Annotated in this window: 12 protein-coding genes; 3 read left to right on the forward strand and 9 right to left on the reverse strand. The window is 63.5% G+C overall.

Annotation, left to right across the window (positions count from 1 at the left end; genetic code table 11):
• Positions 1 to 108: 108 nt before the first annotated feature.
• Complete coding sequence (locus tag F3J17_RS17525; protein WP_167061139.1) at positions 109 to 1,059, reverse strand: LysR family transcriptional regulator; 951 nt, start codon at positions 1,057 to 1,059, stop codon at positions 109 to 111.
• Between the two features lie 86 nt (positions 1,060 to 1,145).
• The gene (locus F3J17_RS17530; protein WP_167061141.1) at positions 1,146 to 2,957 is read right to left on the reverse strand and encodes a tetratricopeptide repeat protein; all 1,812 of its coding nucleotides are present in this window, start codon (positions 2,955 to 2,957) and stop codon (positions 1,146 to 1,148) included.
• Positions 2,958 to 3,169: 212 nt separating this feature from the next.
• Here F3J17_RS17530 and purB point away from each other — a divergent pair, with 212 nt between their 5' ends.
• The gene (gene purB, locus F3J17_RS17535; RefSeq protein ID WP_167061144.1) at positions 3,170 to 4,558 is read left to right on the forward strand and encodes an adenylosuccinate lyase; all 1,389 of its coding nucleotides are present in this window, start codon (positions 3,170 to 3,172) and stop codon (positions 4,556 to 4,558) included.
• 96 nt (positions 4,559 to 4,654) lie between these two features.
• On the opposite strand, the gene F3J17_RS17540 is transcribed toward purB, so the two are convergent.
• The 4 genes from F3J17_RS17540 to edd all read right to left on the reverse strand — a co-directional run bounded on the left by F3J17_RS17540 (position 4,655) and on the right by edd (position 9,447).
• On the reverse strand, positions 4,655 to 5,158 hold the full coding sequence (locus F3J17_RS17540; protein ID WP_167061146.1) for a gluconokinase: 504 nt from the start codon (positions 5,156 to 5,158) through the stop codon (positions 4,655 to 4,657).
• A 55-nt stretch (positions 5,159 to 5,213) separates the two neighbouring features.
• Positions 5,214 to 6,575: a GntP family permease gene (locus F3J17_RS17545; RefSeq protein ID WP_167061149.1), complete on the reverse strand. Its 1,362-nt coding sequence runs from the start codon at positions 6,573 to 6,575 to the stop codon at positions 5,214 to 5,216.
• Positions 6,576 to 6,850: 275 nt separating this feature from the next.
• Positions 6,851 to 7,492 (reverse strand): bifunctional 4-hydroxy-2-oxoglutarate aldolase/2-dehydro-3-deoxy-phosphogluconate aldolase, encoded by a 642-nt coding sequence (eda, locus tag F3J17_RS17550; protein WP_167061152.1) that lies wholly within the window; start codon positions 7,490 to 7,492, stop codon positions 6,851 to 6,853.
• A gap of 71 nt (positions 7,493 to 7,563) precedes the next feature.
• Entirely contained in the window at positions 7,564 to 9,447 is a 1,884-nt protein-coding gene (gene edd, locus F3J17_RS17555) for a phosphogluconate dehydratase (protein WP_167061155.1), read from the reverse strand.
• Positions 9,448 to 9,723: 276 nt separating this feature from the next.
• Between edd and F3J17_RS17560 the strand changes: the two genes are divergently transcribed.
• Complete coding sequence (locus tag F3J17_RS17560) at positions 9,724 to 10,581, forward strand: MurR/RpiR family transcriptional regulator (protein WP_167061158.1); 858 nt, start codon at positions 9,724 to 9,726, stop codon at positions 10,579 to 10,581.
• A 154-nt stretch (positions 10,582 to 10,735) separates the two neighbouring features.
• On the opposite strand, the gene F3J17_RS17565 is transcribed toward F3J17_RS17560, so the two are convergent.
• A complete protein-coding gene (locus F3J17_RS17565) occupies positions 10,736 to 11,275 on the reverse strand; it encodes a hypothetical protein (RefSeq protein ID WP_167060564.1) in 540 nt (179 codons plus the stop codon).
• 978 nt (positions 11,276 to 12,253) lie between these two features.
• Here F3J17_RS17565 and F3J17_RS17575 point away from each other — a divergent pair.
• Positions 12,254 to 12,709 carry a nuclear transport factor 2 family protein gene (locus F3J17_RS17575; RefSeq protein WP_167061161.1) on the forward strand — a complete coding sequence of 152 codons (456 nt, stop codon included), beginning with the start codon at positions 12,254 to 12,256 and terminating at the stop codon, positions 12,707 to 12,709.
• A 33-nt stretch (positions 12,710 to 12,742) separates the two neighbouring features.
• Here the strand turns inward: F3J17_RS17575 and F3J17_RS17580 are convergent, their stop codons facing one another.
• Both F3J17_RS17580 and F3J17_RS17585 read right to left on the reverse strand, forming a co-directional pair.
• Positions 12,743 to 13,165 carry a CopD family protein gene (locus F3J17_RS17580; protein ID WP_205194835.1) on the reverse strand — a complete coding sequence of 141 codons (423 nt, stop codon included), beginning with the start codon at positions 13,163 to 13,165 and terminating at the stop codon, positions 12,743 to 12,745.
• A 73-nt stretch (positions 13,166 to 13,238) separates the two neighbouring features.
• Positions 13,239 to 14,558: a glutamate-5-semialdehyde dehydrogenase gene (locus tag F3J17_RS17585; RefSeq protein WP_167061213.1), complete on the reverse strand. Its 1,320-nt coding sequence runs from the start codon at positions 14,556 to 14,558 to the stop codon at positions 13,239 to 13,241.
• Positions 14,559 to 14,823 lie beyond the last annotated feature (265 nt).

Here is a 14,823-nt window from a genome sequence, read left to right on the forward strand (position 1 = left end):
GCAAAACAGCAATGCGAAAGCGGACACGGTGGCTTGCGCCGCCGTGTCCGCTTTCGCATCGAGCGTGTTCGTGAGTGTGCGTGAGTATGCGTTGACGAGGCTGCGGCCTCAGCCGCGCGCGATTTCCTCGCTCACCGCGTCCCAGAGCGCACGCACGAGCGCCTCGCGGGCATCGTCACCCTGGGCGGCGAGCTTGTCGCGATAGAGACGGATCTCCATGTCGAGCGTGAATTGCCCTTCGGGCGCGCCACGCGTGCCTCGGTCGAGACGGATCAGCTTGCCCGTCGCCACCGCATCCTCCACCGCGCTGTGCGGCAGAAAGGCGATGCCGTGGCCCGCCTGCGTCATCGCCTTGAGGCCTTCGGCCATATCGGTTTCGTAGACGCGGTCCAGATAAAGCCGCGTCGGCGCATTGGCGACGATCACCTCGGTCATGCGGCCGAGATACGCGTTGGGCGTGTAGGAGAGATACGGCGCGGGCGCGTCGGGCGTGCCCGGCAGCGTGTAGCGCGCGCGGCCCGCGCGTTGCGGCGCGGAGTACGGGCTGATCGATTCGATGCCGAGCGTGAGCGTGTCGTAGCGCGCCGGATCGAGCGTCACCGGATGGCTCGGATGGTGATAGCCCATCACCAGATCGCAACCGCCTTCGACCAGCGAGAGCACGGCGTCATGCACGTTGAGCGCGCGCAAGCGCGTGTGAATGCGGCCGAGTTTCGCCTCGATACGCTGCAGCCAGCGCGGGAAATACGTGAGCGAGAGCGTGTGCGGCACCGCGAATTCGATGGTCGCCGCGGGCGTGGCCGTGTGGCCTCGCAGCACCGTGCGCGCCTCATGGAACTGCGACAGCATCGCCAGCGCCTGCTCGTAGAACACCTGCCCCGCCGATGTCAGCCGCGTGGGATAAACCGAACGATCGATCAGTTCGGTGCCGAGCCACGCTTCAAGCGCCTGGATGCGGCGCGAGAACGCCGGCTGGGTGACGTGGCGCAGCTCGGCTGAGCGGCTGAAACTATGCGTTTCCGCGAGCGAAACGAAGTCTTCGAGCCATTTGAGTTCCATGCGGGACCGGCGTTCGGATGAGAAGTCCGCATTCTAGGCCCGAGCGCGCCAGGCCGTGGCGAATTTCTGCCGGTGCAGGTGGCTAGCTAGCGCGGCGATTCGGCCAGCGCCGCCTGCAAGGCCGCCACCACGCCGCTCCAGTCACCGAGCGTGGTCTGCCGGAACACACGCGCCGACGGATACCAGACGGAATCCTCGCGGCCCGCGCCCCAGCGCCAGTCTGGCTGCGCGGCCAACAGCACCCAGACCGGCTTGCCCAGCGCGCCGACAAGGTGCGCAACCGAAGTATCGACGGTTATCACCAGATCGAGATTCTCGATCAGCGCGGCCGTGCCGGCGAAGTCGTGCAGCTCATCGCCGACTGCGTGCAGCGGCCAGCGGCCCGCCACATCGGGAAGCTGTGTCGCGCCCGGACCTTTCTGGATGGCGAACCAGGCGTTGCCTTCGAGTGCCGCGAGCGGCAACAAGGTCGTCAGCGGCACAGAACGGAAGGCGTCGAAGTGATGGCGCGGATTGCCCGCCCAGACGAGGCCGATGCGCCTGCGCGCGCCGCCCGAAAGCGTGGCCACGCGCGCGCGCCAGGCGGCGCTTTGCGCGGCATCGGCGTACATATAGGGCGTGGTGGCGTAGATCGGCTGGCCGGGAAACTTCAGCGGCAGGCTCATCACGTCGCACCAGTAATCGTAATTCGCGGCGATGGCCTCGTCGCTGGGCGCGGCGTCGAGCACGCGCGCCACGCCTGGCACCGTCGCCACGAGCGAGGCCAGTTCCGGCGCGACCCAGGCGTCGACTTGCGCGCCCATCGCCGCCATCGCTCCCGCGTAACGCACGAACTGGATCTGGTCGCCCACGCCCTGCTCGCGCGCGATCAACAGGCGTTTGCCCGCGAGCGATTCGCCGTGCCATTCGGCGCAGGGGAGCTTGCGGTAATTGGCTTTGGCAGTGGCGGTGAACTTGCGGTTTTCGAACAGCGGCCAGCCGGTGTCGTACTCACCGCGCCGCAACAGCAACATGCCGAGCTGGAATTGCGACTCGGGCAAGCCGGGGTTCATTTCCAGCGCGCGCCGGTAGTGGGCTTCCGCCTCGTCGTAGCGCGCAAGCGCCGTGTAGGCGAAGGCGAGGTTGTTGACCGCGCCTGCCGCGTCCGGTTTCAACATGATGGCTTGCTGATAGAGCGGAATGGCCTCTTCATAGCGGTGCACCGCGTCGTAGACATAGCCCAGCTCGAAGTGCGCGCTCGCGTTGTCCGGTTCGCGAGCGACCACGGACTCGAAGCAGACCGCCGCCTGCTCATGCTGCTTCGTGGCGCGCAGGAGCCTTCCCAGGCACATGAGTGTCGGCGTGTCGTTCGCGCCAAGCGCCTGCGCCTCGCGAAATTGTTCAAGCGCCTCGTCGGTATGCCCTGCCTTTTCCAGCGCGCGCCCCAGATTGAAGGCGAACTGCGCCGATTGCGGCTCCAGCGCGCGAGCGCGGCGGTAATGGTGTTGCGCATCCGCCGTTTCGCCTAGCTCCATCAGCGCATTGCCCAGATTGTTGTGCGCGTTGGCGAAATCGGGCGCCTGCCCGATGGCCTTGCGCTGGAACATGGCCGCACCGGACTGATCGTTCAGGCGTGCGGCCGCGACGCCGCGGTTGCTCAGGCAGTGAGCATCATGAGGCGCCAACGCCAGCGCGCGATCCATCAATAGAACAGCCGACGAGCAGTCGTCGCGGCCCATGGCGAGCACGCCGAGATAGTGCAGTGCGGCAGCACAGCCGGGATCTTGCGCAAGCGCGCGTTCGTAGAACACGTGGGCCGCGTCGGGACGGCCCGCGCGATGCTCGGCGAGACCGGCCTCGATGAAATGCGCGGCATCGGCAACAGAATGGGAGAGGGATGAAGCGGAATCGTGGTTCATGCGGATCGCCAGGCGGGAAGCAGCCAACGCTGCCGATCCTGCCAAGGTATCGCCGCACGCCTCCGAGGTCTGTCAGATGAGTCCGAAAAGCGCCCAGAGCGTGTCCAGCCGCGCCGCCCGGATTGCCGCCCGGGCGCTGTCAGCGTGGTGATAAAATATGCGGCTCCCCCCGGTTCCTTTCTGATCGTAACGTCAACCGTTACGTCCCCATCATGTCCGACACTCGTCCCGATACCCTCTTCGCGCTCAACGCGCTCTCCCCGCTCGACGGCCGCTACGCGTCGAAAACCGAAGCCCTGCGCGACTGGCTCTCGGAAGCCGCCTTCATGCGCAACCGCGTGACCGTGGAAATCCACTGGCTGATCGCACTGTCGCAGGCAGGCTTTGCGGAAGTACCGCGCTTCTCGGAAGCGTCGGAGCAGTTCCTGCTCAAGCTCGCCGAGAACTTCACGGCGCACGACGCCGCGCGCATCAAGGACATCGAGCGCGTGACGAACCATGACGTGAAGGCCGTCGAATACTGGCTCAAGGAATCGGTGAAGGGCCAGCCGGAACTGGAGCGCGCCAGCGAGTTCATCCACTTCGCCTGCACGTCGGAAGACATCAACAACACCTCGCACGGCCTGATGCTCGCCGGTGCGCGCGAACACGTGATCCTGCCGGCGCTGCGCTCGGTGTATGAGCGCCTCGTGAAGCTCGCGCACGCGCAGGCCGACCAGCCGATGCTCTCGCGCACGCACGGTCAGCCCGCCAGCCCGACCACGCTCGGCAAGGAAATCGCCAACGTCGCGGCGCGTCTGGCGCGCGCGATCACGCGTATCGAGAAGGTCGAACTGCTCGGCAAGATGAACGGCGCGGTCGGCAACTTCAACGCGCATCTGTCGGCGTATCCGGAATTCGACTGGGAAGCGTTCTCGAAGGAAGTCGTCGAGCAACGTCTGAAGCTCGTGTTCAACCCGTACACGATCCAGATCGAACCGCACGACTACATGGCCGAGCTGTTCGACGCCGTCGCGCGCGCGAACACGATCCTGCTGGATCTGGACCGCGACGTGTGGGGCTACATCTCGCTGGGCTACTTCAAGCAGAAGCTGAAGGCCGGCGAAATCGGTTCGTCGACCATGCCGCACAAGGTCAACCCGATCGACTTCGAAAACTCGGAAGGCAATCTGGGCCTCGCCAATGCGACGCTGCGCCACCTCGCCGACAAGCTACCGGTTTCGCGCTGGCAGCGCGACCTGACCGACTCGACGGTGCTGCGCAATATCGGCGTCGCGTTCGGCTACTCGCTCCTCTCGTACGACGCGCTGATCCGCGGTCTGGACAAGCTTGAAGTGAATCCGCAGCGCCTGAACGAAGACCTCGACGCAACGTGGGAAGTGCTGGCCGAGCCGGTGCAGACCGTCATGCGCCGTTACGGCATCGAAAACCCGTACGAGCAGTTGAAGGAACTCACGCGCGGCAAGGGCATCACGCGCGAAGCGCTGCAGACCTTCGTTTCGGGCCTCGCGATTCCTGAAGACGCTAAGCAGCGTCTGATGGAGATGACGCCGGCCTCGTATATCGGCAAGGCAGCGGAACTGGCCAAGCGCATCGCTTAAGCCTTTTCTGGCGCGCGCCGCTGGAAACAAAAAGCCCCGGTTTGAAACCGGGGCTTTTTTACGTCTGCGGCAAACAGTTTTGCCAGCGCTCGCGGATCAACCCGCGCGGCGCGTTTCCAGTTGCTTGAGCACATCGTCGACGATCTGCTCGGGCGTGAGTTCGATGCTCACGATGATCGCTTCGTCCGTGCCCGGCGCTTCGAGCGTATCGAGCTGGCTTTGCAGCAGCGACGGATCGAAGAAGTGACCGGTGCGCGTCGCGAGACGGTCGTGCAGCACTTCGAACGAACCCTTCAGATAGACGAAACACACGTCGTGGTCGCCGCCGCGCAGGATGTCGCGGTACGAGCGCTTGAGCGACGAGCACGTGAACACGGCCGTCTCGTGCGCGCGCTGCTTCTCTTCGATCGCCTCGCGAATCGTGCGCAGCCAGGGCCAGCGGTCATCGTCGGTCAGCGGAATGCCGTCGTGCATCTTCTTCTTGTTGGCTTCGCTGTGGAAAGCGTCGCCGTCGGTGAAAGTGCATTCGAGGCGCTCGGCCAGCATTTCGCCGATGCGCGTCTTGCCGGCGCCCGACACGCCCATTGCTATCAGAATCATGTACTGCTCCTCATGAGTCGGAGCACGTGCTCCGACCCCACACATTAGTTACCCGTTACACCACGACCGAAAGCGCGAACGTCAGTCCGAGGCCCAGCAGCGAAATGATCGTCTCCAGCAGCGACCAGGTCTTGAACGTCTGACCCACGGTCATGCCGAAATATTCCTTGATCAGCCAGAAACCGCCATCGTTGACGTGCGAGAAGATCAGCGAGCCCGAACCCGTGGCCAGCACGAGCAGTTCCGGCTGCACGCTCACACCGGCCGCCGTGGCGATCGGCGCGACGATGCCGCAGGCCGTCGTCATCGCCACCGTGGCCGAGCCCGTCGCGAGACGGATCAGCGCAGCGACCAGCCAGCCCAGCAGCAGCGGGGACAGATGCGCCGTCTGCGCGAGATCGACGATCTCCTTCGACACGCCGCTGTCCATCAGCACGCGGCCAAAACCACCACCCGCACCAACGATCAGCGTGATACCCGCGATCGGCGCGAGGCAATCGCCGCAGAACTTCTGGATCTGCTCGCGATTGAAACCGCGCGACGCACCGAAGGTCCAGAAGCTTACCAGCACCGCGATCAGCAGCGCGACATCCGACGTACCGACGAAATGCAACAGTCTGTTCGGCAGCGTCTTCGGCGCGAACACGAGGTCCGCCCACGAGCCGATCAGCATCAGCAGCACCGGCAGCAGGATCGTGAAGAGCGTGACGCCAAAGCTCGGCAATTCGCTGTCGGGCTTCGGCTCGGCCTTGCTGACGAACTGCGCGGCGAGCGGATTGTTCTCCGGCAGCTTGATGTGGCGGTGAATAAAGAGCGCGAACAGCGGACCGGCGACAATCGCCGTCGGAATGCCGACGATCAGACCGTAGGCAATCGTGCGGCCGATATCGGCGTGATACGCCTGCACGGCGAGCAGCGCGGCCGGGTGCGGCGGAATCAGGCCGTGCACCACCGACAGACCCGCGACCATCGGCAGGCCGATCAGCAGCAGCGACTTGCCGGTGCGCTTCGCAACGTTGAACGCAATCGGAATCAACAGCACGAAGCCCACTTCGAAGAACACCGGCAAGCCGACGATCACGGCGACGCACATCATCGCCCAGTGAATGTTCTTCTCGCCGAACCAGCGGATCAGCGTGGTGGCGATGCGCTCGGCGCCGCCCGATTCGGCCATCATCTTGCCGAGCATCGTGCCCAGACCCACCACGATCGCGATGTGGCCGAGCGTGTTGCCGTTGCCGGTCTCGAACGACTTGACGATCTGATCCATCGGCATGCCGCTGGCGAGACCCAGCAGCAGCGATACGATGATCAGGACGAGAAACGGATACACCTTTAAGCGCGTGATCATGAAGATCAGCGCAGCAATCGCGACGAGCGCGTAAATCAGCAGCGAACTGCCGTGGGCCACTCCCATGAGGCTCCTCTCCAGGTAGTTGTTCATTCCCTTCCGCGGTCGCGCGGCGACGCACAATGCGCTCCAGGCGGAAGGGGTCGGCCGTCGCCGGGCCGAGATTGTAGAGGTTATAACGGCTTTCGCGGTTGTCTGCGCGAAAGACGAGCGAGCCGCGCAGGCGCGACGCCCAGTGGGCGCGGCCTGCGCGGCTCGTGATTTTTGTCGGCGCTGACGGCGTTAAATTCGGGGCTCGAACACTCTTCGAACCCGTCTGCCGTGCGCGACGCGCATCGAACTCAGCGCACCGGGCGCGACAGTTCGCTCGCGGCGCGCGCGAGGCGCGTCACTTCGGCCCAATCCTGATTGGCGAGCGCGGCCTTCGGCGTGAGCCAAGAACCGCCCACGCAGACCACGTTCGGCAGCGCGAGGAAGTTCGGCGCGGTTTCGGCGCTGATGCCGCCGGTCGGGCAGAACTTGAGCGTCGGGAACGGGCCGTGAAACGCCTGCAGCATGTTCAGGCCGCCCGCCGGCACCGCCGGGAAGAACTTGACGATCTCGTAGCCGAGTTCCATCGCCACGATGATGTCGGTCGGCGTCATGACGCCCGGCAGCAGCGGCAGGCCCGCGTCGAGCGACGCCTGATGGATCTCGCGCGTGAGGCCCGGCGAAACGCCAAACGTCGCGCCGGCCTTCTTCGCCAGCTCGCAATGCTCGGGCTTGGTGATCGTGCCCACGCCAACGGCGATATCCGGCGCGATCTGCGCGGCGCGCTCGATCGCTTCGAGACCGGCCTTGGTGCGCAGCGTGATTTCCAGCACCTTGACGCCGCCTGCGTGCAGCGCGCGCGACACGTGCTCGCCCTGCTCCGGCGTATCGAATGCCAGCACCGGGATCACCGGACCGAGACGGACGATGTCGGCTACCGTGTTTGTTGCCATGTTCAGGCTCCTTGATGATGAATTCAGTTCGTGGCGTGCTTTGCCGCTTGCTTCGCCGCTTTTTGCGTCGATCAGTGCGCCAGATGGGCGGCAGCCGGAATCGAGGCCGCATGCGCAGGCGTCTCGCCGACCAGCGGGCCGAACACCGTCGCGCCCAGCTCGGCCGGCGCGGCCGCGGCGCGGAACACACCGAACAGCTCGCGGCCAAAACCCACTTCGTTGCTTTCCTGATGCGCGGGCAGCGCGACCGGGCGAGCGTCCCACTCGGCGTCGTCGATTTCGATATCGAGCACACCCGCCACCGCGTCGATCACGATCGTATCGCCATCGCGCACCTTGCCGATCGGACCATGCAGCAGCGTTTCCGGCGACACGTGGATCACGGCGGGCACCTTGCCCGACGCACCCGACATACGGCCATCCGTCACCAGCGCAACGTGAAAGCCCTTGTCCTGCAACACGCCGAGCAGCGGCGTGAGTCGATGCAGCTCCGGCATGCCGTTGGCGCGCGCGCCCTGGAAGCGCACGACCGCCACGAAATCGCGCTCAAGTTCGCCGCGATCGAAAGCTTCCTGCACGGCTTCCTGCGAATCGAACACGATCGCCGGTGCGCGCACGGTGCGGTGATTCGGCGCGACCGCCGAAATCTTGATCACGCCACGACCCAGACGCCCTTGCATCAGACGCAGACCGCCGTCCGGCTGGAACGGCTCGGGCAGCGGACGCAGCACGGCGGGATCGGCGCTCTTTTCCACCGCGGGCACCCACGTGAGCTTGCCGTCGAGCAGTTTCGGTTCCTGCGCGTAGTGGCGCAGACCGTCGCCCGCCACGGTCTTGACGTCTTCGTGCAGCAAACCGCCATCGAGCAGTTCGCGCACGAGGAAGGCGATGCCGCCCGCCGCGTGGAAGTGATTCACGTCGGCCTTGCCGTTCGGATAGACGCGCGCGAGCAGCGGCACCGACGCCGACAGCTCGTCGAAGTCGTTCCAGTCGATCAGGATGCCGGCCGCGCGGGCCATCGCCACGAGGTGCAGCGTGTGGTTGGTCGAACCGCCCGTCGCCATCAGCGCGACGATGCCGTTGATCACGGCCTTTTCGTCGACCACATGGCCAATCGGCGTGTAATTGCCGCGCTCGACCGTCAGTTCGAGCACGCGACGCGCGGCGGCTGCGGTGAGTTCGTCACGCAGCGGCGTATGCGGATGGATGAACGCCGAGCCCGGCAGATGCAGGCCCATGACTTCCATCAACATCTGATTGCTGTTAGCCGTGCCGTAGAAGGTGCAGGTGCCGTGGCCGTGGTAGGCGGCGGCTTCGGATTCGAGCAGCGCCTCGCGGCCGCACTGGCCGGTGGCGAACTGCTGGCGCACCTTGGCCTTGTCGTCGTTCGAGATGCCCGTGGTCATGGGACCGGCGGGTACGAAGATGGTCGGCAGATGACCGAATTGCAGCGCGCCGATCAGCAGGCCAGGCACGATCTTGTCGCACACGCCCAGGCACAGCGCCGCGTCGAACATGTTGTGCGTGAGCGCCACGGCCGTGCTCATCGCGATCACTTCGCGCGAGAACAGCGACAGTTCCATGCCCGCATTGCCCTGCGTGACGCCGTCGCACATGGCCGGAACGCCGCCCGCGAATTGCGCGACGCCGCCGCCCTCGCGCGCCGCCTTCTTGATGATCTCGGGGAAATCCTTGTAGGGCGCGTGCGCGGAGAGCATCTCGTTATACGACGAGACGATGCCGATGTTCGGTTCCTTGATCGACTTGATCGCGATCTTGTCGCGCCCTTCGAGACCGGCGAAACCGTGAGCGAGATTCGCGCACGAGAGCGCGCCGCGTACCGGGAAACGGTCCTGCGCCGCCACGATGCGCGCGAGATAAGCCTCACGCGTGGGCTTGCTGCGCTCGATCACGCGCCGCGTGACCTTCATCAATTGAGAATGCGGGGAAACCATCGAATCTCCTTCCTTTTTATCTCGCGGGGACGCTCGGGGACGCATCACGCGGTCCAGGCAGCGATGGCGCGATGTTAGTAGAAAAACTACACGCTCGCAATCCCGGTTTTGCCCTGGTAAGGAATGCTGCAAACACTGAAAACATCTGCGTCACCCTTACTGGATGGCGATCGGGCAAAACCTCAATTGATTCGCGCAACCATTTCTTGTAGTTTTTGTACATGAGTCACGATCCGCTATAGTCCACGGATCTTTCAGCATAGTGCGAGTTTCCTGATGCTGCTGTCCCAGGTGAAAGCCATACGCGAGCAATTGCGCCCCTCCGAGCGCAAGCTCGCTGATTACATCGTCCAGGCTCCGCGCGAGATGCTTGACCTGTCGATGACCGAAGTCGCGCAGCGCGCAGGCGTCAGCCAGCCGACGATTGCGCGCTTCTGTCATGCGCTCGGGTTCTCGGGCTTTCGCGAGTTCAAGATCCGGCTGGCGCAGGCCGTGGCCGGCGATCTGCCGACTGAACTGCCGGCCGTCTACCGCGATGTGAGCCCGGACGAACCCGTTCCCGGCGTCGCAGCCAAAGTGCTCGAGCGCACCATCGGCGCGCTCGTGCAGGTACGCAACAATCTCTCCACCGATGCGCTGGGCGCTGCCATCGCGCTGCTGGCGAAAGCAGCGCGCATCGAGTTCTATGGCGCGGGCGGCTCAGGCATCGCCGCACAGGACATGCAGCACAAGTTCTTCCGGCTGGGGATGCCGAGCGTGGCCTACTCGGACCCGCACACCTTCCTGATGTCTGCGGCGTTGCTGGGACCGGGCGACGTCGTCGTTGCCATCTCGAACACCGGCCGCACGCGCGACGTGGTGGATGCGGCACGTACCGCGCTCGACCGCGGCGCAAAAGTCATCGCGATCACGCACGGCACCTCGCCGCTCGCGCGACTCGCGAGCGTGGGCCTGCATGCGAACGTCGACGAAGACACCGACGTCTTTTCGCCGATGACGTCGCGCACTTCCCATCTTGCGATCGGCGACATTCTGGCCGTGGGTGTGGCGCTGCAGCGCGGCCCCGAACTCGCCGAGAAATTGGCCGACGCCAAGGACATCATCGCGAAGCGTCGACTGGATCCGAATGGCTAAAGCCTTCGCAAAACGGGCTCAATAAAAAAAGCGGACTCCTGAAGGAGTCCGCTTTGTGTTTCGGCCCTGGCTAGCGAAGCATGCCGGCCGGCCGAAGCGCGATGTAAAAGATGACCTACCGGCGGCGGCCACCCGCGCCGCTACCGGTTTGCCATCAGACGCTTACCGCATCCGAACTTGAGGCGCTCAACGTGCCGTTCGCCACGTTCGTCAGCGTCACTGCCGGGGCCGTACTGGAGCCGCCCAGCGTGACCTTGGTCATCGCCGCCTTGTCGTAGTGCACCGCCAGCGGGTCCGTGCTACTACTGCTCGAAGAAACTGCGGCAAGAGCACTACCTACGTCGTTGTATGTCTTTCCAGACAAAACATACGAGGGGACCTTAACGGAACCGTCCGAAGCGACTTTCGATCCACCGCCGAGATCCGCAGCAACGCTCGATGCAACGCCGTAAAGCTGCGAGCCATTCACAGCGTCCAGACTGGCGTTCGAAACCGTCCCGCTTGCCAGGGAAACAATCTTATTGTTGTTCAGGCTGGTCTGGTTCATCAGGTTGATACCGCTGGGCCCATAAATGGAAACTACCCCTGCGGCGGCGCCGTTCGAACCGGTCTGACCGATCAATATCGTCGCGTACTTGCTGCTCGGATTAAAGTAGTTGGGGTCTTCCGAAATAATTACCCCACTGCCAGGCATCGCTGCGCCACTAGGCATATAGGTACAGTCTTGGGGAAGGAGGCCCGTTGTAGCGACAGTTCCCCAAGTCCCAGTCCAGTTCGTGAAGCTGGCGTAGGAGCTTTGGCCATTCCCGCAATTCTCAATAGATCCGGCCATTGCATGCTGAGCGAAAGCAAAACTGCCAATGCCCGCCGCAACCATTACCGCGTTAGCGGGTAGGAACTTGCGTGAAGCCTTCCCGCCTCCGCTTTTACTTCTTGCCGACGCATTTTCCTGCACCGCGACCCACGTCCCCGTGGTTTCATTCCAAACGGATCTATATGTCTTATTCATTGTTGCTTACCCTGATGAGAGACGGAATTCCCGGTTCGTACCTGCATACGTCTGCACACGCACGACGACCAGATTCGTGAATCAATCCAGCTGAATTAACCGTGACCGCAAAATCCACCGCCCACTCATCTCATCGCTTCGCTTGCCACCTCAAGAGAAGCGATAGAGATCCGTCAAGCACACTGGATTTCGGCCTACAAAATTAATCAGACAAATTGCAACGACATCCGCGACTCTATGGATAAGCAAATCCATACAACATAAGAAAACTCCCAATCAAAACAGCGACAAACTCGCCATCAAATTGGAGTCTCATTATCGAATCAAGAAAATAAGAACAATCTCATTACAATAAAATTCAAATGAGAATTTCTTTTAAAAAAATAACTCACAAACAAAAATAAAATAACAATCAAGCCAACATAAATCGCAATCAAATAATCAAAAAAAACAAAGCCACTATCTCCCGGACCCAAGGCGCTCACGCCTCTTCCGGCTTTTGAGATTTGTCCTATTCCTGATAGAACGTCGGATAAATAGAATCAATTTGTCGGGAAACACTGACTCGATCGAGGCAATCACTAACACCACGTCGCTTGTGCCGTTTCCCATAGCCAGTCGCTGCACACCGCCGCGGCTCGTCGATCCATCCAGGGAAACGCCATGAAACGTCTGTTTATCTTTGTCGCCGCCAGTGTGCTGGCCATCACCGCTTTCGCCGATGTCGCGCCGTCACCGCACGTCGGTCCCATTTCCGACGCGCTTCAGGTGCAGTTGCTTGAGCATCAATGGACGCAAGCCGCCTCCGAAGGCGACCGTCCGGTTCTCAACGATCTGCTCGACGATAAATTTTTCGAAGTCTTTCCCGGCGACATTCGCCGCACGAAACGGGATCTGCTAGCCGCAGCCGGAACGCCGCCCAGCAGTTCACAGGTGCTTGAAGACGTGCGCGTGCAGGTGCTCGACAACGTCGCGGTCGCGACCGGCATCAACCGCTACACGCCGGCAGCGGGCTACAAGGCGATCGAGTATCGCTTCACCGATGTATTCGTGAAGCGCGAAGACGGCTGGCGCGTGGCGGCGTCGCGCATGCGCAGAAAGGAAACGGGCAGCATCTAAGGCTGCCCGTCAGAGGAAAGAGAAGCGCAACGATCAGAACGGCTTGATAACAGCGAGCGCCACAGCCGCCAGCATGCCGAGCACAGGCAGTTCGTTGAACATGCGATACCACTTGTCCGAGCGGCGGTTTTCGCCGCGCTCGAACGTCTTGAGCAAACGCCCGCAGTACGCGTGATAGATGATCAGCAGCACGACCACGCCCACCTTGGCGTGAATCCAGCCCTGGCCGCGCCCGATCCCCACCACGAGCCACAGCCACAGTCCGCATAGCAGCGCCGGCACGGCGATCATCGTCATGAAACGGTAGAGCTTGCGCGCCATGATGAGCAGGCGCTGCGTTGCCGCGGGTTCGGTTTCCATCGCGAGATTGACGAAGATACGCGGCAGATAGAACAGGCCCGCGAACCACGAAGCGATCAGCACGATGTGAAACGTCTTGACCCAGAGCATCGACATATTTTTCTTCTTCGATTGTTGAGCGAAGTGACGGCGCGCAGCACAGCAACATGCGGCGCACCGCTCGCAGGACTTACTGGCGGCCTTCGCCGTGACCCAGCACGACGTACTTGAGCGAGGTCAGCCCTTCGAGGCCGACCGGGCCGCGCGCATGCAGCTTGTCGTTCGAAATGCCGATTTCCGCGCCAAGACCAAATTCGAAGCCGTCGGCGAAGCGCGTCGACGCATTCACCATCACGCTCGCCGAATCCACTTCGCGCAGGAAGCGCATGGCGCGGTCGTGGTCTTCGGTGACGATAGCGTCCGTGTGATGCGAGCCGTAGTGGTTGATGTGCTCGACGGCCTGATCGAGGTTGTCCACGATCTTGATCGCCAGCACGGGCGCGAGGTATTCGGTGCGCCAGTCTTCTTCGGTGGCGTCCACGAGTGGGCCGACATTGGCGTCCGCGAGAATCGAACGCGCCGCGGCGTCCACACGCAGTTCCACGTCCTTGTCGCGATAGAGGCGGCCCAGCGGCGGCAGCACGTCATGGGCGATGCCGCGCGCAACCAGCAACGTCTCCATCGTATTGCAGGTGCCGTAGCGATGCGTCTTGGCGTTGTCGCACACGTTCAGCGCCTTGGCGAGGTCCGCGCGGTCATCCACATACACATGGCAGATGCCGTCGAGGTGCTTGATCATCGGCACGCGCGCTTCGGCCATCAGGCGCTCGATCAGGCTCTTGCCCCCGCGCGGCACGATCACATCGACGAATTCCGCCATGGTGATGAGCTTGCCCACCGCTGCGCGATCGGCCGTCCCGACCACCTGCACGGCGTCCTGCGGCAGACCCGCCGCCGCCAGACCTTCGCCGATCAGCTTCGCCAGCGCCGTGTTGCATTCGAGCGCTTCGGAGCCGCCGCGCAGGATCGTGGCGTTGCCCGACTTCAGGCACAGCGCCGCCGCGTCGATCGTCACGTTCGGGCGCGATTCGTAGATGATGCCGATCACGCCCAGCGGCACGCGCATCTGCCCCACCTGAATGCCGCTCGGGCGGAACTTCATGTTGCTGATCTCGCCGATCGGATCGGCCAGCCCGGCGACCTGGCGCAGCCCTTCCACCATCGTCTTGAGCGCCTTGTCCGAGAGCGTCAGGCGGTCGATGAAAGCCGCGTCGTGGCCCTTTTCCTTCGCGCGTGCGAGGTCGCGGGCGTTTGCGTCCTTGAGCTGCTGCGTCTCGCGCTCGATGGCCTGCGCCACCGCTTCGAGCGCGGCGTTCTTCGCGGCCGTCGAGGCCCGGGCCATCGCGCGCGAAGCCTTGCGGGCGCGCTGGCCGAGGTCGGTCATGTACTGGTCGATATCCATGGTCTCTGTCGTGATGCGATGTGGCGTGCCCGGAGCGTGGCTGGCGATCTTGCGCTCAGCCCGACGGGGCGGCCCGGTTCAGCTCAATTGAAATCAGGTCGATTTTAAAGCCAGCGCGCCGGCTTTGCTGGGCGTGGCTTGGGGCAGCACGCGTTACGGCGTGCGCTCGAACGGAAGCAGAAGCCGGAAGGGCGGCGCGGCGAACCTGGAAGGCTAGCCTGGCCTGCGTCCCGGCCCTGCGGTGCGCGGTCGGGCGGCCGCCGCCGCGGCGGCTGCCGCTGCGGCTGGGTTCGTCCCTGGCGCGGTGCGGCCC

Source organism: Burkholderia sp. Ax-1719 (genome assembly GCF_011753055.1).
Taxonomy (GTDB): Bacteria; Pseudomonadota; Gammaproteobacteria; order Burkholderiales; family Burkholderiaceae; genus Paraburkholderia.

Bases quoted from the DNA above. Each gene is read 5' to 3' on its own strand.
- F3J17_RS17525 (WP_167061139.1), bottom strand. From the start codon at position 1,059: ATGGAACTCAAATGGCTCGAAGACTTCGTTTCGCTCGCGGAAACGCAT.
- F3J17_RS17530 (WP_167061141.1), bottom strand. From the start codon at position 2,957: ATGAACCACGATTCCGCTTCATCCCTCTCCCATTCTGTTGCCGATGCC.
- purB (WP_167061144.1), top strand. From the start codon at position 3,170: ATGTCCGACACTCGTCCCGATACCCTCTTCGCGCTCAACGCGCTCTCC.
- F3J17_RS17540 (WP_167061146.1), bottom strand. From the start codon at position 5,158: ATGATTCTGATAGCAATGGGCGTGTCGGGCGCCGGCAAGACGCGCATC.
- F3J17_RS17545 (WP_167061149.1), bottom strand. From the start codon at position 6,575: ATGGGAGTGGCCCACGGCAGTTCGCTGCTGATTTACGCGCTCGTCGCG.
- eda (WP_167061152.1), bottom strand. From the start codon at position 7,492: ATGGCAACAAACACGGTAGCCGACATCGTCCGTCTCGGTCCGGTGATC.
- edd (WP_167061155.1), bottom strand. From the start codon at position 9,447: ATGGTTTCCCCGCATTCTCAATTGATGAAGGTCACGCGGCGCGTGATC.
- F3J17_RS17560 (WP_167061158.1), top strand. From the start codon at position 9,724: ATGCTGCTGTCCCAGGTGAAAGCCATACGCGAGCAATTGCGCCCCTCC.
- F3J17_RS17565 (WP_167060564.1), bottom strand. From the start codon at position 11,275: ATGCCTGGCAGTGGGGTAATTATTTCGGAAGACCCCAACTACTTTAAT.
- F3J17_RS17575 (WP_167061161.1), top strand. From the start codon at position 12,254: ATGAAACGTCTGTTTATCTTTGTCGCCGCCAGTGTGCTGGCCATCACC.
- F3J17_RS17580 (WP_205194835.1), bottom strand. From the start codon at position 13,165: ATGTCGATGCTCTGGGTCAAGACGTTTCACATCGTGCTGATCGCTTCG.